This window comes from Streptomyces sp. P9-2 (genome assembly GCF_051903975.1).
GTDB lineage: Bacteria > Actinomycetota > Actinomycetes > Streptomycetales > Streptomycetaceae > Streptomyces > Streptomyces cellulosae.
In genome coordinates this window covers 2,212,408-2,239,327 of record NZ_CP192633.1, presented here as the reverse complement: position 1 = coordinate 2,239,327, position 26,920 = coordinate 2,212,408, and the positions used below count along the sequence as shown (strand labels likewise).

Here is a 26,920-nt window from a genome sequence, read left to right as displayed (position 1 = left end):
TTGGTGAGAAGTGCTCCTTAGAAAGGAGGTGATCCAGCCGCACCTTCCGGTACGGCTACCTTGTTACGACTTCGTCCCAATCGCCAGTCCCACCTTCGACAGCTCCCTCCCCACAAGGGGGTTGGGCCACCGGCTTCGGGTGTTACCGACTTTCGTGACGTGACGGGCGGTGTGTACAAGGCCCGGGAACGTATTCACCGCAGCAATGCTGATCTGCGATTACTAGCGACTCCGACTTCATGGGGTCGAGTTGCAGACCCCAATCCGAACTGAGACCGGCTTTTTGAGATTCGCTCCACCTCGCGGTATCGCAGCTCATTGTACCGGCCATTGTAGCACGTGTGCAGCCCAAGACATAAGGGGCATGATGACTTGACGTCGTCCCCACCTTCCTCCGAGTTGACCCCGGCGGTCTCCCGTGAGTCCCCAGCACCACAAGGGCCTGCTGGCAACACGGGACAAGGGTTGCGCTCGTTGCGGGACTTAACCCAACATCTCACGACACGAGCTGACGACAGCCATGCACCACCTGTACACCGACCACAAGGGGGACCCTGTCTCCAGGGTTTTCCGGTGTATGTCAAGCCTTGGTAAGGTTCTTCGCGTTGCGTCGAATTAAGCCACATGCTCCGCCGCTTGTGCGGGCCCCCGTCAATTCCTTTGAGTTTTAGCCTTGCGGCCGTACTCCCCAGGCGGGGCACTTAATGCGTTAGCTGCGGCACGGACGACGTGGAATGTCGCCCACACCTAGTGCCCACCGTTTACGGCGTGGACTACCAGGGTATCTAATCCTGTTCGCTCCCCACGCTTTCGCTCCTCAGCGTCAGTATCGGCCCAGAGATCCGCCTTCGCCACCGGTGTTCCTCCTGATATCTGCGCATTTCACCGCTACACCAGGAATTCCGATCTCCCCTACCGAACTCTAGCCTGCCCGTATCGACTGCAGACCCGGGGTTAAGCCCCGGGCTTTCACAACCGACGCGACAAGCCGCCTACGAGCTCTTTACGCCCAATAATTCCGGACAACGCTCGCGCCCTACGTATTACCGCGGCTGCTGGCACGTAGTTAGCCGGCGCTTCTTCTGCAGGTACCGTCACTTTCGCTTCTTCCCTGCTGAAAGAGGTTTACAACCCGAAGGCCGTCATCCCTCACGCGGCGTCGCTGCATCAGGCTTTCGCCCATTGTGCAATATTCCCCACTGCTGCCTCCCGTAGGAGTCTGGGCCGTGTCTCAGTCCCAGTGTGGCCGGTCGCCCTCTCAGGCCGGCTACCCGTCGTCGCCTTGGTGAGCCATTACCTCACCAACAAGCTGATAGGCCGCGGGCTCATCCTGCACCGCCGGAGCTTTCGATCACCAAGGATGCCCAAGGCGATCAGTATCCGGTATTAGACCCCGTTTCCAGGGCTTGTCCCAGAGTGCAGGGCAGATTGCCCACGTGTTACTCACCCGTTCGCCACTAATCCCCACCGAAGTGGTTCATCGTTCGACTTGCATGTGTTAAGCACGCCGCCAGCGTTCGTCCTGAGCCAGGATCAAACTCTCCGTGAATGTTTACCCGTGATCGGGTGCACACATCACGAGAGCGGAACATCGGGAGGAATAATCCCGACGTTCACAGCGTCCTCGCTGTGTATTTCTTCAAAGGAACCTCGTCTCAGAGAGACGGGGTATCAACATATCTGGCGTTGACTTTTGGCACGCTGTTGAGTTCTCAAGGAACGGACGCTTCCTTTGTACTCACCCTCTCGGGCTTTCCTCCGGGCGCTTCCCTTCGGTCTTGCGTTTCCGACTCTATCAGATCTTTCTGATCCGATTTCCTCGGCGCTTTCCAGGTCGACGCTTTCGCACTTTCCTTTCCGGCGGATCCGACTTTATCAGAACTTCCGGGGCGGATTGACCGGCCTCGAATTCCGACTTATCGGGGGGTGCTTCCGCGGAATCTGCGTCCCGGCGGGAAGCCAGTAGATGTTCACCGTCGCCTTCAGGGTCGGAACCCATCTCCAGGCAACTGTTCAAATCTACCTCCCCACCGGCGCCGCGTCAACGGCTCCCGTGGGGCGAAGAGGAGACTAGCAGCTCACCGCGGCCCGTTGCACATCAGGCGGCCGTAGGCACAGCGGCGCTTCGCTCGGATGCCTCGACGTCGCCGGTCGCACCCGCTCGGGCGGCACGTCCGCCCAGGACATAGACGTACGCCAGGAAGGCCAGTTCGGCGACGACGCCGATGGTGATGCGAGCCCAGGTGGGCAGGCCGGACGGGGTGACGAAGCCTTCGATGGCGCCGGAGACGAAGAGGACCAGGGCGAGGCCGATCGCCATGGCGAGGGCGGCGCGGCCCTCCTCGGCGAGGGCGGTGCGGCGGGTGCGCGGGCCCGGGTCGATGACGGTCCAGCCGAGCCGCAGTCCCGTGCCGGCGGCGACGAAGACCGCGGTGAGTTCCAGCAGGCCGTGCGGGAGGACCAGGCCCAGGAAGGTGTCGAGGCGTCCGGCGGAGGACATCAGACCGAAGCCGACACCCAGGTTGAGCATGTTCTGGAAGAGGATCCACAGGACCGGCAGACCGAGGAACACCCCGAGGATGAGGCACAGGGCGGCTGCCCACGCGTTGTTCGTCCACACCTGCGCGGCGAACGAGGTCGCCGGGTTGCTGGAGTAGTACGTCTCGTACTGGCCGCCGGGGCGGGTCATCTCCCGGAGTTCCGCGGGCGCCGCTATGGCGGCCTGGACCTCGGGGTGGGTGCCTATCCACCAGCCGAGCAGCGCGGCCACCGCCGTGGAGATCAGCGCCGTCGGCACCCACCAGTGACGCGCGCGGTAAACGGCCGCGGGGAACCCGTGGGTCAGGAAGTGCGTGACGTCGCGCCAGGACGCCCGGCGGGTGCCCGTCACCACGCTGCGCGCGCGGGCGACCAGCTGGCTGAGCCGGCCGGTGAGCTGGGGGTCGGGGGCGGCCGACTGGATCACCGAGAGGTGGGTGGCGGCCCGCTGGTACAGGGTGACGAGTTCGTCGGCCTCGGCTCCGGTGAGCCGGCGGCGTCGTCCGAGCAGGGCGTCGAGGCGGTCCCACTCCGCGCGATGGGCGGAGACGAAGACGTCGAGGTCCATCGGTGTCCCTGCTCCTCGGCTGTTCGTACTGCGGTGCGATGTGCCATCAGCTTGGCAGACTGGCGGTGTTCGGGGCAGACCCAGGGAAGGGCGGCAGGCGTGAGTGAGCTGGTGACGGGCGAGGCGGTGGCGTTGGAACTGCGCCCCGCGAAGCTGCCCAGCAGGGGGCTGGCCGTGCTGCTGGATCTGGCGGTGGCCGTGACCGTCTATGTCCTGGTGACCCTCGGTCTGGTGGCGGCGACGGCCTCGCTGGACGAGGCGGCGCGGACGGCGGTGTCGATCGCGACGTTCGTCCTGGTGCTGGTGGGCGGTCCGATCCTGGTCGAGACGCTCACGCATGGGCGGTCGCTGGGGAAGCTGGCGTGCGGGCTGCGGGTGGTGCGGGACGACGGCGGGCCGATCCGGTTCCGGCACGCGCTCGTGCGGGGGCTGCTCGGGGTGATCGAGATCCTGATGACGTTCGGCGTCGTGGCCTGCGTCGCCTCGCTGGTGTCGGCGCGCGGCCGGCGGCTGGGGGATGTGTTCGCCGGGACGCTGGTGGTGCGCGAGCGGGTGCCGGCCGCCGGGCAGGGCGGTTTCGTGCCGCCGCCTCCGCCGTGGCTGGCGGGACGTTTCTCCGGGCTCGATCTGTCGGCGGTGCCCGACGGTCTGTGGCTCGCCGTCCGTCAGTACCTGACGCGGATGCGGCAGCTCGATCCGCAGGTCGGCTGGTCGATGGCGGAGCGGCTGGCGTCCGACGTGGCCGGGCGCACCGGGGCGCCGGTGCCTCCGGGGGTGCCGCCCGCGATGTATCTGGCGGCGGTGCTGCAGGAGCGGCAGACGCGGGAGGCGCAGCGGGCGTTCGGGGGCGGAGTGGCCGCCCCGGCCACCCCAGCCTCTCCTGTTCCCGCCGTCGGCCAGGGCGGGCCTGTGCTGCCGCCGCCCGCCGTTCCGCCGCCCGCCGTTCCGCCGACCCCCGTGTCCCCGGCCGTGCCTCCCTCGAGCAGCGAGGCCCCCGGCGTGCCCGCCGAGCGGCCCGCCACCGGCTTCGTGCCGCCCGCCTGACCACCGCCGGAGGCGGCGCTTCCTCAGCCGAGGTCCGACGGCGGTGAGTCCAGGTCCTCCAGCTCCACGCCGGGCGCCGACAGGACGACGTCCCCCGCCAGGTGCACGGTGTGCTGTTCGCCCGTGTCCAGGGCCGTGACCTGGTACGCGTCCACGGTCAGGGGTCCGTTGTCAGTGGGGTGTGTTTCTCTGTCGACCAGCGCCCAGGACTGGTCCACGGTGCGGGGGGCGAGGACCGGGTCGGTGAAGGCGACGAGGCGTACGCGGGTGGCCGCGGCGGAGGGGGTGAGGCGCAGGAGACGGGCGGTGGCGATGAGGAAGGCCGGGGACGAGCCGGTGAAGGCGTGGGCGCGCACATTGCCTTCGGTGGCGTGGGCCCCGGTGGGGTCGGTGCGGACCCAGGTGACGCCGTCGAGGGCGGCGCCGCGGACCTGCCAGCTCGCGGCGTGCAGTTCGAGGCGGAGGGGACGGCCGAGTTCGTCGAGGGTGAGGTCGACCGAGCCGGCGTGGTCGCCGTCGGGGGCGGTGAGCCGGGAGACGTAGCGCCAGCCGGAGGGGCCGGGGGCGCACTGGAAGTGTTCGTCCGCGAGGGGGGTGTGATCGTGCGGATCGTGGAGCGAATAGCGGCCGCGGGGCATGGGGGTCCTGGGTCGTGAGGGCGGGACCGGTCGCCGGTCCGACAACGGGGCAGGCCCCCGGCACGGGGGTGCGGGGGCCTGCCTCGGGGCGGCTCGGGCTCGGTGAGGAGCGCGGCCGGCTCAGTAGCGGTAGTGGTCGGGCTTGTACGGGCCCTCGACCTTCACGCCGATGTAGTCGGCCTGGTCCTGGCGCAGCGTGGTGAGCTTGACGCCGAGCGCGTCCAGGTGGAGGCGGGCGACCTTCTCGTCGAGGTGCTTGGGCAGCACGTAGACGCCGGTCGGGTACTCGTCGGGCTTGGTGAACAGCTCGATCTGGGCCAGGGTCTGGTCCGCGAAGGAGTTGGACATCACGAACGACGGGTGACCGGTGGCGTTGCCCAGGTTCAGCAGGCGGCCCTCGGACAGCACGATGATCTTCTTGCCGTCGGGGAACGTCCAGGTGTGGACCTGCGGCTTGATCTCGTCCTTGACGATGCCGGGGACCTTCGCGAGGCCGGCCATGTCGATCTCGTTGTCGAAGTGGCCGATGTTGCCCACGATCGCCTGGTGCTTCATCTTGGCCATGTCCGAGGCCATGATGATGTCCTTGTTGCCGGTCGTGGTGACGAAGATGTCGGCCTTGTCGACGACCTCGTCGAGCGTGGTGACCTGGTAGCCGTCCATCGCCGCCTGCAGCGCGCAGATCGGGTCGATCTCGGTGACGATCACGCGGGCGCCCTGGCCGCGCAGCGACTCCGCGCAGCCCTTGCCGACGTCGCCGTAACCGCACACGACGGCGGTCTTGCCGCCGATCAGGGTGTCGGTGGCGCGGTTGATGCCGTCGACCAGGGAGTGGCGGCAGCCGTACTTGTTGTCGAACTTCGACTTCGTCACGGCGTCGTTCACGTTGATCGCCGGGAACAGCAGGGTGCCGTCACGCTGCATCTCGTACAGGCGGTGGACGCCCGTCGTGGTCTCCTCGGTGACACCGCGGATCTCGGAGGACAGCTGGGTCCACTTCTGCGGGTTCTCGGAGAGGGTGCGGTTGAGGAGCTCCAGGATGACCCGGTGCTCGTCGGACTCGGCGGTGTCCGGGGAGGGGGCCTTGCCGTCCTTCTCGTACTCCACGCCCTTGTGGACGAGGAGCGTGGCGTCGCCGCCGTCGTCGAGGATCATGTTCGGGCCGCCGGTGGGGCTGTCCGGCCAGGTCAGCGCCTGCTCGGTGCACCACCAGTATTCCTCGAGCGTCTCGCCCTTCCAGGCGAAGACGGGGACGCCCTGCGGGTTGTCGGGCGTGCCGTTCGGACCGACGGCGATGGCGGCCGCGGCGTGGTCCTGGGTGGAGAAGATGTTGCAGGACGCCCAGCGGACCCGCGCGCCGAGCGCGACCAGGGTCTCGATGAGGACGGCGGTCTGCACGGTCATGTGCAGGGAGCCGGTGATCCGGGCGCCGGCCAGGGGCTGGGCGTCGGCGTACTCCTTGCGGATCGCCATGAGGCCGGGCATCTCGTGCTCGGCGAGGGTGATCTCCTTGCGGCCGAACTCGGCCAGGGAGAGATCGGCGACCTTGAAGTCCTGTCGGTTGTCGACAGTCGTCATTACGGGCTGCTCCTCGGGTTGGGTCGAGGTGGGTACGGCTGGTCTGCGCGGCGGCGGACACAGGGGTGCCCGAGGAGGGCACAGGCATGCCCGCGTACGCGCAGCGCAGTCCGTCGGAGGCCCTCTCTCCCTCGGCCGGTCCGCGGGGGACCGCCCGACCGCCATCAGCAGCGACGTCTGGCTCCGTCCCAAGCTACACCGACCCGCCCGGCGGTCCCCAGTCCGGCCGGGAACACATCAGGCCGTTCTGGGGCCGCGGTGCGGTCCCGGAACGGCCTGAAGGCGGTGTCGGGGCGGATCAGTGCGCTGCGTCCGGCTGGGTGGGTCCGCCGGGCGTGGCCTCGGGGTCAGGGCCCTTGGCGGCCTCGGTCTCGCTGTAGATGTCGGGCTCGAGGTAGATCACCCGGGCGATCGGCACGGCGTCGCGGATGCGGGTCTCCGCGGCGTTGATGGCGGCGGCCACCTCGCCGGCGGTGTCGTCGTGCTGCACCGCGATCTTGGCGGCGACGAGCAGCTCCTCCGGGCCGAGGTGGAGGGTGCGCATGTGGATGACGCGGGTGACGGTTTCGCCGTCGACGACGGCGGCCTCGATCTTGCGGGTCTCCTCCACGCCCGCGGCCTCGCCGAGCAGCAGCGACTTGGTCTCGGCGGCGAGCACCAGGGCGATCACGATGAGCAGGACGCCGATGCAGAGGGTGCCGATGCCGTCCCAGACGCTGTCTCCGGTGGCGAGCGCCAGGCCGACGCCGCCGAGGGCGAGCACCAGACCGACGAGCGCTCCGAGGTCCTCGAGGAGGACGACCGGCAGCTCGGGCGCCTTGGCGTGACGGACGAACTCCTTCCAGGAGCGGCCGCCCCTGAGGCCGTTGGACTCCTTGATGGCGGTGCGGAAGGAGAAGCCCTCGGCGATGATCGCGAAGACCAGCACGCCGACCGGCCAGTACCAGTGCTCCAGCTCGTGCGGGTGCTTGATCTTCTCGTAGCCCTCGTAGAGGGCGAACATGCCACCGACCGAGAACAGCACGATGGAGACGAGGAAGGCGTAGATGTACCGTTCGCGGCCGTAGCCGAAGGGGTGCTCCGGGGTCGCCTTGCGCTGGGCCTTCTTGCCGCCGACGAGCAGCAGTGCCTGGTTGCCGGAGTCGGCGACCGAGTGCACGGACTCGGCGAGCATCGACGAGGACCCGCTGAAGACGAACGCCACGAACTTCGCTACCGCGATCGCGAGGTTGGCGGCGAGTGCCGCCACGATCGCCTTGGTGCCGCCTGACGCGCTCATGTGTTCGCGTTGTCCCTTCGTACGCCGTTGAGTCCGGGCAGGCGTGTGCGCCTGCCGCCGGGCCGTCGCCCGTGCTGCGACGGTGGGCCATTGTTGCAGCCCCGCCCGGCGACGGCGCGTCAGGTCGTCGTCATGGACCTTCAGATGACGACGGTGGCCCGGAAGACGGTTCCGGTACCCCAGACCTCGGCCTTCTCACCCGCGGGGACGAACACGGACTGTCCGGGCGTCAGGTCGTGCTCGCCCGCGCGGACCGTGCCCGCGGTGCACAGCAGGATCTGCGGGGCGTCGAGGGTGAGGTCGTGGGCGGGGGCGCCTTCGGGGAGGACGTAGCGGGAGAGCCGGAACTCGTCGGTGGGGGTCTCGTAGACCTCCTCGTCGTCCGGGCCCGCCTCCGGGCGGAGCACACCGGGGTCGGCGGCCTCGAAGCGGACGATGCGCAGGAGTTCGGGGACGTCGACGTGCTTGGGGGTGAGGCCGCAGCGCAGGACGTTGTCGGAGTTGGCCATGATTTCGACGCCGAGGCCGTCGAGGTAGGCGTGCGGGACGCCGGCGCCGAGGTACAGGGCCTCGCCGGGCTGGAGCCGGACGTGGTTGAGGAGCAGCGCGGCGATGACGCCGGGGTCGCCCGGGTAGTGGTGGGCGATGCCGGCGTAGGGGGCGTAGTCGCCGCCGAGGCGGTCGCAGGCCGCGGCCGTCTCCGTGACGGTGTGGGCCGTCTCGTCGGGGTCGGCGGTGAGGACGGCGGTGAGCACCTCGCGCAGTGCCGCCTCCTCGGGACGGGCGTGCAGCAGGTCGACGTACGGCTTGAGGGAGTCGACGCCGAGGCCGTCGAGGAGTTGGGCGGCGTGCAGGGGGTCGCGGAAGCCGCACAGGCCGTCGAACTCGGTGAGGGCGCAGATGAGTTCGGGCTTGTGGTTGGCGTCCTTGTAGTTGCGGTGCGGGGCGGTGACGGGGACGCCGCGGCGCTCCTCGTCCTCGTAACCCGCCTGCGCCTGGGCGCGGTCGGGGTGGACCTGGAGGGACAGCGGGGAGCCGGCGGCGAGGAGTTTGAGCAGGAACGGCAGGCGGGGCCCGAATTTGGCGACCGCGGCCGCGCCGAGTTCGCGCTCCGGGTCGGCGTCGATGACCTCGGCGAGGGTGCCCCGGCCGGTGCGCGAGGGGGCGCCGGGGTGGGCGCCCATCCACATCTCCGCCTGCGGTTCGCCGGTCGGTTCGGCGCCGAGCAGCCGCGGGATGGCGGTGGTGGAGCCCCAGGCGTAGGGGCGGACGGTGTTGTCGAGGCGGTCCATGGGGCTCTTCGCGTTCCTTCTGCCGGTTCTCGTGCGGGCGCGCCGGGCCGGGCGTCCGCGCGGGGGGTCAGGGGGTCTTCGGCATCATCGGGGTGTGGAGGCGAGCGCCAGGTAAACGGCGGCGAAATCGGTGACGGCGATCAGTTCCGCGAGGGTCTCCAGTTCGCCGCCCTCCTCCGGTTCCAGCTCGCTGATGGGCGTGTCGTGGGTGAGGGCCAGCTCGCGGGCTGCGGGGGCGGCGGTGAGTCCGCCGAGGGGCCGGTCGCGGAGCAGTACCACGCGCGCGTGCAGGGCGGGCTGCTCCTCCACGCGGTCGCGGAAGAAGTCGTCCGGGTCGGCGCCGGCGGCGAGCGGTCCTGCCAGGAGGGCGCTGTGCGCGGCGAGGGCCTCGGGCAGTTCGGCGACGACGGCGGGGGTGCCGGACAGCTCGGCGAGCGCGGCGGCGAAGCGCCGTCCGGCCGGTCCGGCCGAGACGCCCTCGGTCCACACGAGGGGCAGCGCGTCGGCGAGTTCGGCGGCGAGGGTCTTGGCCGCGTTGCTGTACGTGGCGACGGCGGGCCCGCAGCGTTCGGCGACGGCGTCGAGGCGGTCGGCGACCTTCTGCAGGACGTCCGGCGGCGCGGTGAGCAGGCCGGTGCGGTCCAGCAGGGCGAGCAGCGGGGTGAGCAGCGCCCACAGCACGCCGGGCGCGGAGGCGGCGAGGGGTTCGTCGTGGTCGTAGGGCGCGACGGCCATGGGGACGAACAGGCCGTGGCTGCCGGAGACGGCCTCGGCGAGCGGGGTGCCGGCGGGGGCGACGGCGACGACGGTGAGGCCGCGCCGGTAGGCCTGCTCGGAGAGGAGGGACAGGCCCGGTTCGGTGCCGTCCGGGGTGGCGATCAGCAGCAGGTCCACGGACCCGGCCCAGCCCGGCAGTTCCCAGCGCAGGGCGCCCGCGGCGGGCGCGACGCCGGTGGGGGCGAGGCGGGTGACGGGGCTGCCGGCGCCGGCCAGGGTGCCGAGCAGGTCGGCGGCCTGGGTGGCGGCGGCGCCGGGCCCGGCGATGAGCACGGCGCGGGGGCGGCCGTCGGGCTTCAGGTCGCCCACGCCCGCCTCGGCGGCGTGCCGTGCCGCGGTGCGGACGCGGGCGCCGGCCTCGGCGGCGCCGCGGAGCAGGGCGCGGTGGTCGGCCTCGGCGAGGCCCTCCGGTGAGTCGAGCAGCGATTCGTCGAGCATGGGCGACTGGCTCCGATCGGCGGGGCGGTACGCGGGGGCTCCGGGCGCGCGGCGGCTACTGCGGGCGTCGGGCCTCGTCGACGAGGAGGACGGGGATGCCGTCGCGGACCGGGTACGCGAGTCCGCAGTCCTGGCCGGTGCAGACCAGCTCGGTGTCGCGCTCCTCGAGGGAGGAGTGGCAGGCCGGGCAGGCCAGGATCTCCAGGAGGCCGGCTTCGAGAGGCATGAGGGTCCCTTCGCTGGTGGATGTGCTGGTCAGGGTACCGCCGGTGGGGGCCGCGCGGCGGGTCCGGGGAGGTCCCCCCGGGCACCCGCCGTCCCGGCCTGCCGGGGGCTCGGGGACTACTGCCTGATCAGGGCGAGGGCCTCGTCGCGGATGCGGATCATGGTGGCCTCGTCGCGGGCCTCGGCGTTGAGGCGCAGCAGCGGTTCGGTGTTGCTGGGGCGGACGTTGAACCACCAGTCGGCGGCGGAGACGGTGAGGCCGTCCAGGTCGTCGAGGGTGACGCCCTCGCGGCCGTCGTAGGCGGCGCGGATCGCGGCGAGGCGGGCGGCCTGGTCGTCGACGGTGGAGTTGATCTCGCCGGAGCCGGCGTAGCGGTCGTACTGGTCGACGAGCGCGGACAGCGTGCCCTGCTGTTCGCCGAGGGCGGCGAGGACGTGCAGGGCGGCGAGCATGCCGGTGTCGGCGTTCCAGAAGTCGCGGAAGTAGTAGTGCGCGGAGTGCTCGCCGCCGAAGATCGCGCCGGTCCTGGCCATCTCCGCCTTGATGAAGGAGTGGCCGACGCGGGTGCGTTCGGGGGTGCCGCCGTTCTCCCGGACGACCTCGGGCACGGACCGGGAGGTGATCAGGTTGTGGATGACGGTGCCCGTGCCGCCGTTGCGCGCGAGTTCACGGGAGGCGACCAGGGCGGTGACGGCGGAGGGCGAGACGGGTTCGCCGCGCTCGTCGACGACGAAGCAGCGGTCGGCGTCGCCGTCGAAGGCGAGGCCGAGGTCGGCGCCCTCCTCGCGGACCCGCTTCTGCAGGTCGACGAGGTTGGCCGGGTCGAGCGGGTTGGCCTCGTGGTTGGGGAAGGTGCCGTCGAGCTCGAAGTACATCGGGACGAGCGTGAGCGGCAGTCCTGCGAGGACGGTGGGGACCGTGTGGCCGCCCATGCCGTTGCCTGCGTCGACGACGACCTTGAGCGGGCGGATGCCGGTGAGGTCGACGAGGGAGCGCAGGTGGGCCGCGTAGTCCTCGAGGGTGTCGCGGCGGGTGACCGTCCCGGTCGTGCCGGCCTTCTGCGGGGCGCCCGTGTCGCTCCACTCCTCGACGAGGGCGCGGATGTCGGCGAGGCCGGTGTCCTGGCCGACGGGGGCGGCGCCGGCGCGGCACAGCTTGATGCCGTTGTAGCGCGCCGGGTTGTGCGAGGCGGTGAACATCGCGCCGGGCAGGTTCAGCGCGCCCGAGGCGTAGTACAGCTGGTCGGTGGAGCACAGGCCGATCTCGGTGACGTCGGCGCCCTGGCCCGCCGCGCCGCGGGCGAAGGCGGCGGACAGGCCGGGCGACGAGGGGCGCATGTCGTGGCCGGTGACGACGGCGGTCGCGTCGGTCACCCGCACGAAGGCGGCCCCGAAGAGCTCGGCGAGCGCCTCGTCCCACTGGTCGGGGACGACCCCGCGCACGTCGTACGCCTTCACGATCTGCGAGAGATCAGCAGCCACGGCCAGCCCTTCCGGAAGTCCTGTCGGTCACCACAAACTACCCGCAGTGTCCGACGGGGCCGTCGCGGAGGCTCAGGGCAGCATCCAGCCGAGCACCACCGTGCTCTGGCCGACCACGATCAGGCACATCACGAGCAGCAGGCCGAGGCTCCAGGGCAGCACCTTGCGCAGCAGGTCGCCCTCGCGGCCCGCGAGCCCGACGGCCGCACAGGCGATGGTGAGGTTCTGCGGCGAGATCATCTTGCCGAGCACGCCGCCGGAGCTGTTGGCGGCGGCGAGCAGTTCGGGCGAGAGGCCTGACTGCTGGGCGGCGGTGACCTGGAGGGCGCCGAAGAGGGCGTTGGCGGAGGTGTCGGAGCCGGACACGGCGACACCGAACCAGCCGAGCACCGGGGACAGGAAGGCGAGGCCCGCGCCCGCGGCCGCCACGAAGTGGCCGATGGTGGCGGCCTGTCCGGAGAGGTTCATGACGTAGGCGAGGGCGAGCACGCTGGTCACCGTGAGCAGCGCGAACCGCAGTTCGCGCACGGTCTCCAGCCACTCCTTGGCCGCCACGCGCGCGTGGACGCCGAGGACGGCCGCGGTGGCGAGGCCGGCGAACAGCACGAGCGTCCCGCCGGTGGAGACGAGCGGCAGGCTGAACATGTTGCCGCCGACGGGCTCGCCGTCGGGGTTCGCGACGTCCAGGAAGGGCCAGTTCCAGGTCTGGGTGGCGCCGGCGAGCCAGTCCTTGACGGCCGGGATCTGCGCGACGGCGAAGATCGCGACGATCAGCGCGTAGGGGGCGTAGGCCCGGACGACCTCGCCGCGCGGGTCCTCGGCGTCCAGTTCCTCGCTGCGGGTGCCGGTGAGGACGGAGGTGCGTACGGACTCGGCGGCGGGGACGCGGGAGTGGGGCACGGCCATCAGGGCGCCCGCGCCGGCGAGGGCGGCGCCGATGTCGGCGAGCTGCGCGGAGACGTAGTTGGAGGCGGCGAACTGCGCCACGGCGAAGGCGACGCCGCACACCAGGGCGGGGATCCAGGTCTCGCGCAGTCCGCGCCGGCCGTCGACCAGCCACACCAGCACGAGCGGCACCACGAGGGCCAGCAGCGGCGTCTGGCGGCCGACCACGGACGCCACGGAGTCCAGCGGCAGCCCAGTGACCTGGGCTAGCGTGACGACGGGCGTGCCCATCGCGCCGAACGCCACCGGCGCGGTGTTGGCGACCAGCGCGACCACGGCGGCGCGTACGGGGTCGAAGCCGAGGGCGACCAGCATCACGGCGGAGATCGCGACGGGGGCGCCGAACCCGGCCAGCGCCTCCAGCAGGGCGCCGAAGCAGAACGCGACGACGAGCGCCTGGATGCGGGGGTCGTCGGAGAGCCGGCCGAAGGAGCGGCGCAGGATGTCGAAGTGGCGGGTGCGGACCGTCATCCGGTAGATCCACAGGGCGTTCACGACGATCCACATGATCGGGAAGAGCCCGAAGACGGCGCCCTGCACACCGCTGGAGAGCGTCTGGTCCAGTGGCATCCCGTACGCCAGCCAGGCCACCGCGACGGCCGCCGCGAGGCCGATGAGGCCCGCGAGGTGGGCCTTCATCCGGACGCCGCCGAGCAGCACCAGCACGATCAGCAGCGGCAGGGCCGCCACGAGGGCGGAGAGGCCGAGTGATCCGGCGACGGGTTCCAGTTCCTGGACGTACACGAGCGCCTCCCGGATTCCGCCATGCGAAAGCGATTTCTCGCTGGGTCACCGGAATGGTCGTGTCCGCGCCAAGCGGGCGTCAATGGGTGTGCAGTGAAGGGATGTGACGGGGTGACGGCCGCGCGCCCTCAGTTGTCGGGGGAGCGCAGAACCCGCAGATGGCCGCGGCGGGCGACCTCCATCGGGTCGGCGCCTCGCGCGCCGCCGCCTGCTCCGGCCGCCCGCTCCTGGGGGCGGGCCGCCTCGCGCACGGCGTTGGCGAGCGCTTCCAGGTCGTCCCCGCTGGGCTGCGCCGGGGCGGACCCGTCGAGCAGGCGGACGACCTCCCAGCCACGCGGCGCGGTGAGGCGCTCGGAGTGCTCGGCGCACAGGTCGTAGCAGTGGGGCTCGGCGTAGGTGGCGAGCGGGCCGAGGACCGCGGTCGAGTCGGCGTAGACGTACGTCAACGTCGCGACGGCGGGACGGCCGCAGGCGGTGCGCGAACAGCGACGTACAGGGCTCACGACGTTGGACGGTACCGCACTCTTGAGCGGGCCGCGACGACTCTCCACCAGGTCACTCCCCCGTGTCGGGGTGTGAAACGCCCCACATACCCCAGGAAACACACCTCTGTGACCAGGCGGTACGCCGGAACGGCGGCTTTCGGACGGTTCTGATTCCGGTCACCAGTCGGCATAAACACCGTCAAATGCCTTGAGGTGATCGGTCGAGGAGAGATACGGAATCGAGCCCAAGCTTGGCTGGAATGGTCAGGTTGTGACATGGCGCGCGGGTCGGCCGGAACGCGCGTGGGCGTGGGGCGGCCCGGCGGCACGACGACTACCCTTCGCAGTGATGGACAGCCCCGTGACTCCTCGCTCCGCAGGCCCCGGGCCCCGACGCCGTGACCGACACGGCAGGGGCATGCGCGGCCCGATCGCACCACCCCAGGTGCCGCTGGCCGCCAGCCGCGCGGAGACGTTCGCGGACCTGGTGCAGGACTCGGTGGAGCGTCTCGAGCGGCGCTGGCCGCAGCTCGCCGACATCGATTTCCTGGTGCTGGACGTCCCCCGGCTGGACGGCGCGGCCGGACCCGGCTGGGACGAGACGGTCCCGCTGGGCGGGACGGTGACGGCCCGCGACGGCCGCCCCGCGCGCGTGGTGATCTACCGGCGGCCGGTCGAGATCCGCTCCAAGGGACGCGACGAGCGGGCGGCACTGGTCCACGAGGTCGTGGTCGAACAGGTCGCCGACCTGCTGGGTCTCACCCCCGAGACGGTCGACCCCCGGTACGGGGAGGACTGAGGTACCGGGGGTGCTGGAGTCTCCCTGCGGCTACCGCTGGAGGACGGACAGGTCCTCGGACGCGTCCGGCACCGCCACCATGCCCCGGTCGTCAGGGAGCGGCTGCACCGTGAAGAACGGGACGCCTCCCTCCGTCGAGGCCAGGGTGCGCGAGGCGTAGACGGGGCCGCCGGTCCGCGTCTCCACCGTGAGCGCGTAGCTGCCCTTCAGACCCGCGGGCACGGGCGCCTCGATGTCCTGCGTCGTCCCCGACTTGATGCTGTACGTCTTCGTCTGCGGCGTGCCGCCCTTGGTGCCGGCGGAGGCCGTCACCTTGATCTCGGCGTCGCCCTCGGGCGCGGTGACCGACAGGGTGGTGCCCTTGGCGGTGTTGTCCAGGGCCGTCGCACGCGTCTCGACCGGGCGGGCCGCCGGGATGAACGCCGACTCCTGCCCGCCCTCCTCGCCGCGCAGCACCCGCACCGCCGCCACCACCGGCACGGAGCTGTCCGGCGCGGTCAGCACCAGGGAGCCGGCCTCTCCACGGGTGAGGTCGCCCAGGTCGAAGCCCGCGGTCATCCCGCCCTTGAGGTGCAGCGTCTCGTTGCCTGCCGGGGTGATCAGACCGGACGGGGCGGCGAGGCGCACCTTCAGGTCGACGTCGGCGTCCCCGGGCGTGAAGGCGACCAGGCGCACGGCCGTGGCGTCCTTCGGGATGCCCGGCAGGACCAGGCTGCCCGACGGGTCGGCCGACGCGGGCAGCCAGTCGCCGCCCGTCTCGTCGTCCAGGGCCTGCACGGCGGCGCCGACCCGGCCGCTGCGGACCACCACGTGCACGGTGACGTCGGTCTGCTTCTCGGCGGTGAGCGTGGACAGCAGCACCGGCTCGGAGGAGCGCGGCTTGACCGTGATGCCCTCCCCCACCGTCGTCTCCAGCTCGCCGTCCTTGCCGTAGAGCTCGATGTCGACCACGGCCGCGGAGTCGTCCGGGTTGGTCAGGTGGATGTAGTCGGTGCGGCTGTCGTCGGTGCTCGCGCCGGGGAACCAGAACTGGGTGTCGGCGGCGGAGCAGGCGACGCCCTGGAGGCCGCGGCCGGTGCCGGCGGCGACCTCGGTGGTCTGCTGCGCGGTCCAGCCGGACGCGAAGCGGCCGTCGGCGGTGCCGACGAGGGCGGGAGCGTCGGCGCCTTCGGCCTCGGCGGTCACCGGCGTGCCGGGCTCCTTCAGCTGCAGGACGGGCTTGCCGCCCTGGTCGTCCTTCGCGGAGCCCTTGCCGTCCTTCTCGCTCTCCTCGTCGGCGGAGGCGTCCTCGCCGTCCGTCCCGCCCACTTCGTCGGCTGAAGCGTCCTCGTCCGGGACGGACTGCTGCGCGGCCGACCGGAGCACGGCCGTGCCCTTGTCGTCCGCGCCCTCCGTGACCGGGGTGAACGAGGTGTACGTCGTCTCGGCGAGGTCGGAGGTGCTGGGCTGCGGGCACAGCAGGCCGGTGCGCTCCACGGGCAGGGTGGCCGCCGACCCCGTCGGCTGCTCGGCGGCCTCGGGGCCGGGCGCCGTGAGCGCGGCGACGCCCGTGACGGCGGCGAGCGCTGTGGCGCCCGCGATCAGGGACAGGGTGGTGCGGTTCACTGCTGGCTCCCGTCAGGACGCTCGTTGCCCGTGGCGTGGGGGTCGTACGCGGGGTCGTAGCCCTGTGGGTACGCCGTCCCGTCGTATCCCTGCGGGTACGTCTGGTCGTAGCCCTGCTGCGGGGCGCCGTAGCCGTACGGGTCGTACCCGCCGTCCTGCTGCGGGTAGCCCTCCGCCGGGTACTGCTGCTGTCCGCCGTAGCCGCCCGCCGGGTACTGCTGCTGGTAGGGCGCGGCCGCGTAGGCGGTCTCGTCGTACTCCGCGTTCTGGTACTGCCCCTGGTCCCAGTCGCCGTAGCCGGCCTGGTGCGGGACGGTGGCGGGGGGCTGCTCTGGAGGGGCGGGCATGTCGCCTTCGCCGTACGGGTCGGGGCCGGGCGCGTCCATGGCGTCGGCGTCCGTGGCGCTCACGCCCTCCGGGTCGCCGCCCTCGCCGTTGGCCGCGGCCTCCGCCTCGGCCTGCGCGCGCAGGCGGCGGGCGCGGCGGCCCTCGCCGGCCATGGCCTCGGCCGGGACGGGCGCCTCCTCGGGCAGGTCGTCGTCGATGTCACGGCTGCGGCCGGGCAGCGCCATGACGACAAGGACGATCGCGAGCAGGCCCTGCGCCCACATCCACAGGGTGTGGGTGAGCGGCTCGTCGTAGGTGACGTCCAGGGCGCCGCCGGACGCGGGCAGTTCGAAGCCCTGGGCCCAGCCGTCGACCGTGGTCGGGGTGAGCTCCTTGCCGTCGAGGGTGGCGGTCCAGCCCTCCGCGGCGGAGTCGGCCAGGCGCAGGACGCGGCCCTCCGCGCCGTCCTCGATCTCGGTGTGGATCTCGACCGGGCCCGCGGCCACGGGCTCGGGCTCGCCCTTGCCCTCGGCGGGCACGACGGCCGCGCGGGCGACCTGGCGGTCCACCCGCCACAGCGCGCCGCCCTCCTGCTGGCTGAGGCGGCTCAGGCCGGGCGTGGCGTCCAGCACGCGGGTGACCTCGCGCGGAGCGCCCTGGTGGACCAGGACGTAGCGGACGGCGAAGCCGCCGAGCTGGTCGGCCTGGTCGGCGCCGGAACCGGCGACGAGGTTGGCGACGACCTTGTCGAGCAGTTCGTTCTCACCGTCCTGGGCGGCGATCTCCGCGTCGCCCATGCGGGCCCCGGAGCCGCGCACCAGGACGTAGTCGACGCGGTCGGCGGAGTCCGTGTCGAGGACCAGGGTGCGGGCCTGGTCGCGGGTGGCGCTCTCCTCGGCGACGAACGCCGGCACCTGCACCGGGTCGCGCCGTTCGACGGGGCCGTCGGCGCCGCGGACCATCCAGCCGACGGCGAGGACCAGCGGTCCGACGGCACAGGCCAGGGCGATCAGCGCGGCGACCGGCTGGCGCCAGCCGAAGCTCATCTCGGCGACGCGCGCGCGGGCGCCGTCGGCGCCGAGCGCGCCGGCGGCCAGCAGGGCGATGCCGTAGACGAGGGTGGCGGGGCCGGCCCAGGTGGAGCCGTTGGACAGGGCCGCGAAGAGGAGGCCGGCCACGGCGGCCGTCCACGCGGTGAGGATCGCCGTGCGGCGCTCGGCGCGCAGCAGGGCGGCCAGCGCGGCGAGGACCAGGCCGATCAGCAGCAGTCCGCCGCTGGTGCCGGGCCCGCCGGGGCTGGCGCCGAGCAGGTCGAGCGCGGAGGCGGCGGACTGCCCGAACGGCAGGCCGGCCTCGGTGAAGAAGCCGAACGGCAGCAGGGACAGCGACCAGGGGGCGAGCACCAGCAGGGGGCTGCCGAACTGCGCCAGGAAGCGGGGGCCGTAGGCCTTGAGGTCCGCCCTGCGCAGGGCCAGCACGCCGATGCCGAGGACCAGCGCCATCGGCCACATGATCGGGGTGAAGGCCGTGGTGAGGGTGAGCAGCAGCGCGTACGCCCAGGTGGCGCGCCAGCTGCCGCGGCCGTCGGGGGCGGTGAGTCCGCTCGCGGCGATGCCGGCGCGGGCGAGGAGGGGGAGCAGCACGGCGAGCACGGCCGTGCCGATGTGTCCCGAGGCCAGGGCGCCGGTCGCGGCGGGCAGGAAGGCGTAGGCGACGGCCGCCCACGCGCGCAGCAGCCGGGACTCGACCAGCGGGCGGGAGGCGAAGTACGCGGTGACGCCGGCCAGCGGCACCGAGCAGACCAGCATCACGGTGACGGCTAGGCCGGTGGAGCCGAGCAGCAGGGTCGCCAGCGCGGCGACGACGGCCAGGTAGGGCGGTGCGGTGCCGGTGCCGCCGGCGCCGACCGCGTGCCAGGCGTCGGTGTAGCGGGCCCACAGGTCACCCGCGGCGGCGGGCGCGGGCAGCAGGGCGCCGCCGGCCAGGGCGCCGCCGCCGAGGAGCTGACGGCACGCCACCAGGGAGACCAGCAGCAGCGTCAGGAAGAGGACGGGACCGGGGCGGCGGGCGATGCGCTTGAGGCGCGCGAACTGCTCGATCTCGAGGAAGTCGGCGTCGTCGCCGCCGGGTCCGGACTCCATCGCGCTGCCGTGCCGTCCGGCGCCGGAGACGGCCTCGGGGTCGGAGCGGCCGACGAGGTTGCTCGCGACCTGCTCCACGGTGACGCGGACGGTGGCGCCGGGCGGCGGGAACAGCGGGCGCAGCTCGCCCTTGTCGACCTGGGGGCTGCCGCGGTCGCGGCGTCCGGCGAGGATGCGCTCGGGGCGGAGCAGGACGCCCATGAGGCCGCGGATTTCGTCGACGGCCTGCCCCGGCACCTTGCCGACCAGGTAGGCGAGGGTGCGCAGCAGCGTGCCGAGGACGACCCGGAGCAGCACCCAGGGAAGGGCGGCCGTGCGGGTGTTGACGAGGAGGGTGTGGACGGCGCCGGCCTTGTCCACCTTGTGCGGGGAGGCGGCCGTGCGGCCCACGCAGTCGACGGTGCGGCGCTCGCGGGAGGCCGCCTCGGCGTGCCGGACGACCGCCTCGGGCGCGACGAGGACCCGGTAGCCCGCGGCGTTGAGCCGCCAGCACAGGTCGACGTCGTCGCGCATGAGGGGCAGGTGCCGGTCGAAGCCGCCGAGCTGCTCGAAGAGGTCGCGGCGGACGAGCATGCCGGCGGTGGACACGCTCAGCACGGGCCGTACGTGGTCGTGCTGGCCCTGGTCCTGCTCGCGGCGGTCCAGGCCGGTCCAGCGGCGGCCGGAGTTGGCGATGGAGACGCCGACCTCGAGCAGCTGCCTGCGGTCGTACCAGCCGCGGAGCTTGGGGCCGACGACGGCGACGTCCTCGCGGCCGAGCTCGTACTCGTTCTCCACGACGCGCAGCAGCTCGGCGAGCGCGTCGGGCTCGGGCGCGCAGTCGTCGTGCAGCAGCCACAGCCACTCGACCGGTTCGCCGAACGGCAGTTCGGGCAGGTCGTAGGCGTCGTCGCGCCAGCTGCGGGTGACCGGGTCCCAGCCGCTCGGCCGCCTCAGGTACGGCAGGTCGTCGGGGGTGAGGTGCGGGGCGCCGCGGTGGCACTCCTCGACGGCCTGGCCGAAGCCGGTGCGCCGGGCGAGGTGCAGCACGCGCTCGTCGCCGAGGGCCTCGGTGACCAGCCGGGCGGAGTCGTCGGCGCTGCCGGTGTCGGCGGCCATGGCGAACTGGACGGGGCGCTCCTGGCCGAGCAGGCCGGCCAGGGCGTCCGGCAGCCAGCGGGCGCCGTCGTGGGAGACGAGGACCGCGGTCACCACGTGACGCGGGAACTCAGGTGCGGCAGCGGAATCCTGACGGGCTGCCGTGTGGCTGTGCACGGACATCGAGGTACGGGCCCCGGTTCGGTGGACTGTGGGGACGCCCGTGCCCGATGGGGGCGGCGGGGCGTCTCGGACGAGCGACCACACTATCGGCTGCACAACAAGGGGGCCCGCCGCCTGTGGACAACCCACCGGCGACGGGCCTTAAGTGACGTTTGTACGAAGAAGCGTGTGGATATCGGGTGTGCTCCGGGCGTCGCCCGGGGCGCCGCGCGTCAGACGGCGGCCTTCTTCAGACGGCGGCGCTCCCGCTCGGACAGACCGCCCCAGATGCCGAAGCGTTCGTCATGGGCGAGGGCGTACTCGAGGCACTCGGAGCGGACCTCGCACGCGAGGCAGACCTTCTTGGCCTCCCGGGTGGAGCCGCCCTTCTCGGGGAAGAACGACTCGGGATCGGTCTGGGCGCACAGCGCGCGCTCCTGCCAGCCGAGTTCCTCGTCCGCGTCGTCGACCAGCAGTTGCTGCACCAGCTCGGTCATGTGCGCCCCTCGTCCGTCTTTCGCGTCCCCGTGATGTGGCCGTTACCGATTCCGGCTGAACGACACGAGTGAAATTACAAGTGTGCTGCTCCGGGCGAGTCAAGCCGAGATCTGCTATTGGGCCCCTTATTCACTCTGCGGAACCAAGGCCGAGCGGAAAGTGTTCAAATCACCCTAAACCTTGACACACAGACGGGACCCGCATGGACGTCCGGCCCCGCACACGGCCTCACAAGGGAGGACGCCCAGAGGATCGATCTCGTTCCGACACCCCTGCCGCGGCGATCCGGATCACAGTCGGATCACGGGATCGCAACGGCGCGCGGGGCGCCCGGCCGTGCGCACCTTGTGTCCCGGCAACCGGCTGAACAAACCTTTCACCTGTCAGATGAACCGGATGAGGTGAACCAGGTCCCACATACCGGGCTTCGAGTTGACTTCGGGGGTGTGAACCGCTCTCCTTGTGGGCATGCTCGCGAATCCGGCACTCACCTCGACCCGCTCCGCCGGGTTCCTCGGTGCTGCCCGCGCTCGCTGTAGCTGTCGCTGTACCGGCTGTTGAGCCACCGCGCTCCCGCCGACGCCGCGTCCCCGCAGGACCCGGCCTCCTCCTCCTGCTGAACCCGCTCCCACCCGGGGCATCCCCTGCCGCCCGCCCGCGACCCGGGCCCCACGCGGCGACACCCCCACCGCCCCGCTTCTTCGCGCCGAGGACCTCCGTACTCCATGAACAGCGACAGCGACCTCCAGATCGCCGGCGACATCCTCGAAGTCCCGCACCTGCTCCAGCCCGAACGTGAACACCCCTCCACCGTGGCCGAGTTCGCCGGCCTGGCCCGCGCCGTCGCCGCCGACCGCGCCCAGTGGGAACCCCTCGTGCGGTTCGACGCCACCACCCGCTGGTACCACCGGCTGCGCACCGGCCCCGGCTACGAGGTGTGGCTGCTCTCCTGGGTGCCCGGCCAGGGCAGCGGGCCGCACGACCACGGCCGTTCCTCCGGCGTGCTCACCGTCCTGGACGGCGCCCTGACCGAGCGCACCGAGCGCGGCACGCGCGTGCTGGCCGCCGGGGACCAGCGGGTCTTCGCCCCCGGCTACGCGCACGACGTCGTCAACGACACCCTGGAACCCGCGGTCAGCCTGCACATCTACCACCCCGGCCTCACCGAGATGCCGATGCACCCCGAGTCCCGGCTCCGCACGGCCGCCGCCTCCCCCGCCGCCCCGCACTGCGAGGCGCGCCCGGCAACGGTCCGGTGACTGGCTGACGCGATGTCGTAGCGGCCTGCGAGGATGACCCCATGCGCATTGTGGTTCTGGCAGGCGGCATCGGCGGTGCCCGTTTCCTGCGCGGTCTGAAGCGGGCCGTGCCGGACGCGGACATCACGGTCATCGGCAACACCGGGGACGACATCCACCTCTTCGGGCTGAAGGTCTGCCCGGACCTCGACACGGTGATGTACACGCTCGGCGGCGGTATCGACGAGGAGCAGGGCTGGGGGCGGAGCGACGAGACCTTCCACCTCAAGGAGGAGCTCGCGGCCTACGGCGTCGGCCCGGACTGGTTCGGGCTCGGCGACCGTGACTTCGCCACGCACATCGTGCGCACCCAGATGCTCGGCGCGGGCTTCCCGCTGAGCGCGGTCACCGAGGCGCTGTGCGACCGCTGGCAGCCCGGCGTACGCCTGATCCCCATGACCGACGACCGCGTGGAGACCCATGTGGCGGTCGAGCTGGACGGCGAGCGCAAGGCGATCCACTTCCAGGAGTACTGGGTGCGGCTGCGTGCCTCGGTGCCCGCGCAGGCGGTCGTGCCGGTCGGCGCGGAGCAGGCCAAACCCGCCCCGGGCGTCCTGGAGGCGATCGGCGAGGCCGACGTGATCCTCTTCCCGCCGTCCAACCCGGTGGTGTCCGTCGGCACGATCCTCGCGGTGCCCGGCATCCGCGAGGCCATCGCCGACGCGGGCGTGCCGGTCGTCGGCCTCTCCCCGATCGTGGGGGACGCGCCGGTGCGCGGCATGGCCGACAAGGTGCTCGCCGCCGTCGGCGTGGAGTCCACGGCGGCCGCGGTCGCCGAGCACTACGGCTCCGGGCTGCTGGACGGCTGGCTGGTGGACACCGTGGACGCGGCGAGCGTGGAGCGGGTCGAGGCGGCGGGCATCCGCTGCCGGGCCGTGCCGCTGATGATGAGCGACGTGGACGCGACCGCCCGGATGGCCGGCGAGGCGCTGGCCCTGGCCGAGGAGGTCCGTACGGCATGAGCGAGGCGCACCCCGCCTACCGGGTCTGGGCCCTCCCCGGCCTGCCCGAGGTCCGTCCCGGCGACGACCTGGCCAAGCTGATCGCGGCCGCCGCGCCCGACCTCCTCGACGGCGACGTCCTGCTGGTCACCTCGAAGATCGTCTCCAAGGCCGAGGGCCGGATCGTCGAGGCCGCCGACCGGGAGGCCGCGATCGACGCGGAGACCGTACGGGTGGTGGCCCGGCGCGGCCCCCTGCGCATCGTCGAGAACCGGCAGGGCCTGGTGATGGCCGCGGCCGGCGTCGACGCCTCCAACACGACACCGGGCACGGTCCTGCTCCTCCCCGAGGACCCGGACGCCTCCGCGCGCGCGATCCGCCAGGGAATCCGTGACGCGCTCGGCGTCGAGGTCGGCGTGATCGTCACCGACACCTTCGGCCGCCCCTGGCGCGCGGGCCTGACCGACGTGGCGATCGGCGCGGCGGGCGTGCGCGTGCTGGACGACCTGCGCGGCGGCACCGACGCGCACGGCAACCCGCTCTCCGCCACGGTCGTCGCCACCGCCGACGAGCTGGCCGCCGCCGGCGACCTGGTCAAGGGCAAGGCGGCGGGCCTCCCCGTGGCGGTGGTCCGCGGCCTGCCGCACACCACGTCCCCCGACGACACCGAGGGCGCCCGCGCCCTGGTCCGCGTCGCGCGCGACGACATGTTCCGTCTGGGCACGTCCGAGGCGGTGCGCCAGGCGGTCACCCAGCGCCGTACGGTGCGGTCCTTCACGGACGAGCCGGTGGACCCCGGTGCGGTACGCCGCGCGGTCGCCGCGGCCGTCACCGCCCCCGCGCCTCACCACACCACGCCCTGGCGCTTCGTCCTCCTCGAATCCGCCGAGACGCGCACGCGCCTGCTCGACGCGATGCGCGACGCGTGGATCACTGACCTCCGCGGGGACGGCAAGCCGGAGGAGTCCATCGCCAGGCGGATCCGCCGCGGCGACGTCCTGCGCAACGCCCCGTACCTGGTCGTGCCCTGCCTGGTGATGGACGGCTCCCACCACTACGGCGACGCCCGCAGGGACGGCGCGGAGCGGGAGATGTTCGTCGTCGCCACAGGCGCGGGCGTGCAGAACTTCCTGGTGGCCCTCGCGGGCGAGCGGCTCGGCTCGGCGTGGGTGTCCTCGACGATGTTCTGCCGCGAAGTGGTCCGCGAGGTCCTGGACCTGCCCCCCGGCTGGGACCCGATGGGCGCGGTCGCGGTGGGCCACCCGGCCGAGGAACCGCGCCCCCGCCCCGAGCGGGATGCCGCCCGGTTCATCGAGGTGCGGTGAGCGAGGCCCTACCCTCGTAGGAGCTCTTCACTCTCACCTCAAGGACTCTCGTGGCCGGACGCTTCGCTCCCCGCCCGACACGGACCACCGTGCGCGGCGGCCATGTCGCGATGCCGTCCCCACGAGGCCCCCGCGACGCGCCGGCCTCACCCCGGACCCGTACCTACGTACCGGACCACCCCCTGGACCTGGGCCTGGTCCTCGGCCCGCTGCGCCGGGGCACCGGCGACCCCACGTTCCGTACGACCCCGGACGGTGCCGCGTGGCGCACCAGCCTCACGCCCGTGGGGCCCGGCACCCTGCGGGTGACCCGGCACGGCGACACGATCCGCGGCCAGGCGTGGGGCCCCGGCGCCGACTGGCTCCTGGACCGCATGCCCGAACTGCTCGGCGCCGCCGACGACCCGTCCGCCTTCGTGCCCCGGCACAAGCTGCTGGCGCTCACCCACCACCGCCTGCCGGGCCTGCGGCTGCTGCGCACCGGACTGGTGCTGGAGTCGCTGATCCCGTCGATCCTGGAGCAGAAGGTCACGACCGGGGAGGCGTACCGGGCGTGGCGGCTGCTGGTCCGCAAGTTCGGCGTACCGGCTCCCGGGCCCGCGCCCGAGCGGATGGCGGTGATGCCGGCGCCGCGCACCTGGGCGCTGATCCCCTCCTGGGAGTGGCATCGCGCCGGCGTCGACGACAAGCGGGCGTCGACGGTGCTGCGCGCGGTGCGGGTCGCTGCGCGGCTGGAGGAGGCGGCGGGGATGCCTCCGGAGGAGGCACGGGCGCGGCTGGAGGTGGTGCCGGGGATCGGGCCTTGGACGTCTGCGGAGACGGTGCAGCGGAGTCATGGGGCGGTGGACTCTGTGACGGTGGGGGATGTGCATCTGCCGGGGATCGTGGGGTGGGCGTTGGCGGGGGATCGTGACGCCGATGACTCCGTCATGCTGTCGTTGCTGGAGCCCTACGCGGGGCAGCGGCACCGTGCGGTGCGGTTGATCCTGCTGAGCGGGAGGACGCCTGCGCGGCGGGCGCCCCGTATGCCGCACGGGGACATCGGGCGGCTTTAGCACCCCGTACGGGTGGTGCACACCCGTTTCCTTCTTCTCACCCCGGGTTGGCGCGAGCCGGGGGGAATCGGCGCACCTCCGGCGCCGACGAGGCGCCGCCGCACCCACCCTCCCCCACTCTCGGCTTCGCTCGAGCGGGAGGTACCCCCATCGCCCTGGGGGCACCTCCCAGGCCCTTAAGGCACTGGGGGAGGCATGAATGCCCGCAGTTGGCGGCGACACTGGCGGCCGCCGCCCGCGCGGAGCCGTAGCCGCGTACGGCGGGGAGGGGACGGGGTGGGGGTGGGCGCCCGCAGCGGCTGGCGCGTCCGCGCCCCGCACTTTTCCAGCTCGCACTCTCGCGCCAGACCGAGGACGACCGCCCCCACCGCGGCCCCGCACCACCCACCGCCCGCAGGCGCTACGCCCGCCCCCACCGAACCTCGACACTGCGCCGCAGGCGTCGAACCGCACCCCCCAGTCGAACCGCACCCCCCACCAGGGCGTCACAGGCACGCAGCCTCAACCCCCTACTGGTCGGACGAGAACCGCACCGCCCCCGCCGGGATCTCCGCGTCGCACCACACCCGCACCCCCTCCCGCAGCTCGTTCCGCGCCCCGATCACCGCCCCGTCTCCTATGACCGCCCCCGTCAGCACAGCCCGCTCCCCCACCCGCGCCCGCGTCCCGATCAGCGAGTCCGTGACCACCGCCCCCGGCTCGATCACCGCGCCCGGCAGGATCGTGGAGCCGAACACCCGCGCGCCCTCCGCGACGAACGCCCCCTCGCCCACCACCGTCCCGCCCGCCAGCTTCGCGTCCGGCGCCACCCGTGCCGTCGGCAGCACCAGCCGGTCCCCGCACCGCCCCGGCACCGCAGGCGACGGCGCCTTCCCCAGCACCAGATCCGCCGAGCCCCGTACGAACGCCGCCGGTGTCCCGAGGTCCAGCCAGTACGTCGAGTCGACCATGCCCTGCAGGTGCGCGCCCGCCGCCAGCAGCCCCGGGAACGTCTCGCGCTCGACCGACACCACCCGCCCCGCGGGAATCGTGTCGATGACCGACCGCCGGAACACGTACGCCCCCGCGTTGATCTGATCGGTGACGATCTCCTCAGGCGTCTGCGGCTTCTCCAGGAACGCCAGCACCCGCCCGGTCTCGTCCGTCGGCACCAGCCCGTACGCCCGCGGATCGGTCACCTGCGTCAGGTGCAGGGAGACGTCCGCCCCCGACGTCTCGTGCGTCCGCACCAGCGCCCGGATGTCCAGCCCCGTCAGGATGTCCCCGTTGAAGACCAGCACCGGCTCGTCCGGCCCGGAGTGCAGCCGCGAGGCGACGTTGCGGATCGCGCCGCCCGTGCCGAGCGGCTCCTCCTCCGTGACGTACTCGATGTGCAGTCCCAGCGCCGCCCCGTCACCGAAGTACGGCTCGAACACCTCGGCGAGGTACGACGTGGCGAGGACGATGTGCTCCACGCCCGCCGCGCGGGCCCGCGCGAGCTGGTGCGTGAGGAACGGCACCCCGGCCGCCGGGACCATGGGCTTGGGCGTGTGCACCGTGAGGGGGCGCAGTCGCGTGCCCTTGCCGCCGACCAGGAGGATCGCTTCTGTCACCTGTCGTCTCTGCTTCCTGCCGGGACCGGCCGAACTGTCTTTCGGCCGGCCAGTGTATGCAGACGGT

Annotated in this window: 20 protein-coding genes and 1 rRNA gene; 6 read left to right on the top strand and 15 right to left on the bottom strand. The window is 72.4% G+C overall.

Features of this window, described 5'->3' with window-relative positions; genetic code table 11:
• Positions 1–21: 21 nt before the first annotated feature.
• Positions 22–1,549, bottom strand: a 16S ribosomal RNA gene (locus ACQY0Z_RS10480).
• 549 nt (positions 1,550–2,098) lie between these two features.
• Entirely contained in the window at positions 2,099–3,106 is a 1,008-nt protein-coding gene (locus tag ACQY0Z_RS10475) for a stage II sporulation protein M (protein WP_189895812.1), read from the bottom strand.
• A gap of 99 nt (positions 3,107–3,205) precedes the next feature.
• Between ACQY0Z_RS10475 and ACQY0Z_RS10470 the strand changes: the two genes are divergently transcribed.
• A complete protein-coding gene (locus ACQY0Z_RS10470; RefSeq protein ID WP_439812149.1) occupies positions 3,206–4,150 on the top strand; it encodes an RDD family protein in 945 nt (314 codons plus the stop codon).
• 23 nt (positions 4,151–4,173) lie between these two features.
• Here ACQY0Z_RS10470 and ACQY0Z_RS10465 read toward each other — a convergent pair whose 3' ends face one another.
• From ACQY0Z_RS10465 to ACQY0Z_RS10425, 9 genes are all read right to left on the bottom strand, one after another.
• A complete protein-coding gene (locus ACQY0Z_RS10465; protein ID WP_189895814.1) occupies positions 4,174–4,788 on the bottom strand; it encodes a hypothetical protein in 615 nt (204 codons plus the stop codon).
• Between the two features lie 120 nt (positions 4,789–4,908).
• A complete protein-coding gene (ahcY, locus tag ACQY0Z_RS10460; RefSeq protein WP_189895815.1) occupies positions 4,909–6,366 on the bottom strand; it encodes an adenosylhomocysteinase in 1,458 nt (485 codons plus the stop codon).
• A gap of 298 nt (positions 6,367–6,664) precedes the next feature.
• Positions 6,665–7,645, bottom strand: a complete 981-nt coding sequence (locus ACQY0Z_RS10455; RefSeq protein ID WP_347225182.1) for a cation diffusion facilitator family transporter — start codon at positions 7,643–7,645, stop codon at positions 6,665–6,667.
• 140 nt (positions 7,646–7,785) lie between these two features.
• Positions 7,786–8,937, bottom strand: a complete 1,152-nt coding sequence (manA, locus tag ACQY0Z_RS10450) for a mannose-6-phosphate isomerase, class I (RefSeq protein ID WP_189895817.1) — start codon at positions 8,935–8,937, stop codon at positions 7,786–7,788.
• Positions 8,938–9,021: 84 nt separating this feature from the next.
• Positions 9,022–10,152 (bottom strand): SIS domain-containing protein, encoded by a 1,131-nt coding sequence (locus ACQY0Z_RS10445; protein WP_439812148.1) that lies wholly within the window; start codon positions 10,150–10,152, stop codon positions 9,022–9,024.
• A 55-nt stretch (positions 10,153–10,207) separates the two neighbouring features.
• Complete coding sequence (locus ACQY0Z_RS10440) at positions 10,208–10,378, bottom strand: Trm112 family protein (RefSeq protein ID WP_439812147.1); 171 nt, start codon at positions 10,376–10,378, stop codon at positions 10,208–10,210.
• 116 nt (positions 10,379–10,494) lie between these two features.
• Positions 10,495–11,859: a phosphomannomutase/phosphoglucomutase gene (locus ACQY0Z_RS10435; protein WP_347225179.1), complete on the bottom strand. Its 1,365-nt coding sequence runs from the start codon at positions 11,857–11,859 to the stop codon at positions 10,495–10,497.
• A 72-nt stretch (positions 11,860–11,931) separates the two neighbouring features.
• Positions 11,932–13,548: an L-lactate permease gene (locus tag ACQY0Z_RS10430; protein ID WP_189895820.1), complete on the bottom strand. Its 1,617-nt coding sequence runs from the start codon at positions 13,546–13,548 to the stop codon at positions 11,932–11,934.
• Positions 13,549–13,676: 128 nt separating this feature from the next.
• Positions 13,677–14,099: a DUF3499 domain-containing protein gene (locus tag ACQY0Z_RS10425; protein ID WP_006134663.1), complete on the bottom strand. Its 423-nt coding sequence runs from the start codon at positions 14,097–14,099 to the stop codon at positions 13,677–13,679.
• A gap of 352 nt (positions 14,100–14,451) precedes the next feature.
• Here ACQY0Z_RS10425 and ACQY0Z_RS10420 point away from each other — a divergent pair, with 352 nt between their 5' ends.
• Positions 14,452–14,832 (top strand): metallopeptidase family protein, encoded by a 381-nt coding sequence (locus tag ACQY0Z_RS10420; RefSeq protein WP_254587451.1) that lies wholly within the window; start codon positions 14,452–14,454, stop codon positions 14,830–14,832.
• A 30-nt stretch (positions 14,833–14,862) separates the two neighbouring features.
• Here ACQY0Z_RS10420 and ACQY0Z_RS10415 read toward each other — a convergent pair whose 3' ends face one another.
• From ACQY0Z_RS10415 to ACQY0Z_RS10405, 3 genes are all read right to left on the bottom strand, one after another.
• Positions 14,863–16,437, bottom strand: a complete 1,575-nt coding sequence (locus tag ACQY0Z_RS10415; RefSeq protein WP_439812146.1) for a DUF5719 family protein — start codon at positions 16,435–16,437, stop codon at positions 14,863–14,865.
• Positions 16,434–20,099 carry a glycosyltransferase gene (locus ACQY0Z_RS10410; RefSeq protein ID WP_439812145.1) on the bottom strand — a complete coding sequence of 1,222 codons (3,666 nt, stop codon included), beginning with the start codon at positions 20,097–20,099 and terminating at the stop codon, positions 16,434–16,436. Before ACQY0Z_RS10410 ends, ACQY0Z_RS10415 begins: the two co-directional genes overlap by 4 nt.
• Before the next feature lie 278 nt (positions 20,100–20,377).
• Entirely contained in the window at positions 20,378–20,641 is a 264-nt protein-coding gene (locus tag ACQY0Z_RS10405) for a WhiB family transcriptional regulator (protein WP_006134669.1), read from the bottom strand.
• 726 nt (positions 20,642–21,367) lie between these two features.
• Here ACQY0Z_RS10405 and ACQY0Z_RS10400 point away from each other — a divergent pair.
• Genes ACQY0Z_RS10400 through ACQY0Z_RS10385 form a run of 4 tightly spaced genes read left to right on the top strand, consistent with a single transcriptional unit; the run spans position 21,368 to position 25,261 of the window.
• Positions 21,368–21,901 carry a cysteine dioxygenase gene (locus ACQY0Z_RS10400; protein WP_189895826.1) on the top strand — a complete coding sequence of 178 codons (534 nt, stop codon included), beginning with the start codon at positions 21,368–21,370 and terminating at the stop codon, positions 21,899–21,901.
• Between the two features lie 41 nt (positions 21,902–21,942).
• The gene (cofD, locus tag ACQY0Z_RS10395) at positions 21,943–22,902 is read left to right on the top strand and encodes a 2-phospho-L-lactate transferase (protein WP_189895829.1); all 960 of its coding nucleotides are present in this window, start codon (positions 21,943–21,945) and stop codon (positions 22,900–22,902) included.
• The gene (locus ACQY0Z_RS10390; RefSeq protein WP_381731595.1) at positions 22,899–24,206 is read left to right on the top strand and encodes a coenzyme F420-0:L-glutamate ligase; all 1,308 of its coding nucleotides are present in this window, start codon (positions 22,899–22,901) and stop codon (positions 24,204–24,206) included. Before cofD ends, ACQY0Z_RS10390 begins: the two co-directional genes overlap by 4 nt.
• A 50-nt stretch (positions 24,207–24,256) precedes the next feature.
• Positions 24,257–25,261: a DNA-3-methyladenine glycosylase family protein gene (locus ACQY0Z_RS10385; protein ID WP_189895832.1), complete on the top strand. Its 1,005-nt coding sequence runs from the start codon at positions 24,257–24,259 to the stop codon at positions 25,259–25,261.
• A 509-nt stretch (positions 25,262–25,770) separates the two neighbouring features.
• Here the strand turns inward: ACQY0Z_RS10385 and ACQY0Z_RS10380 are convergent.
• On the bottom strand, positions 25,771–26,853 hold the full coding sequence (locus ACQY0Z_RS10380; protein WP_189895834.1) for a sugar phosphate nucleotidyltransferase: 1,083 nt from the start codon (positions 26,851–26,853) through the stop codon (positions 25,771–25,773).
• Positions 26,854–26,920: the final 67 nt, after the last annotated feature.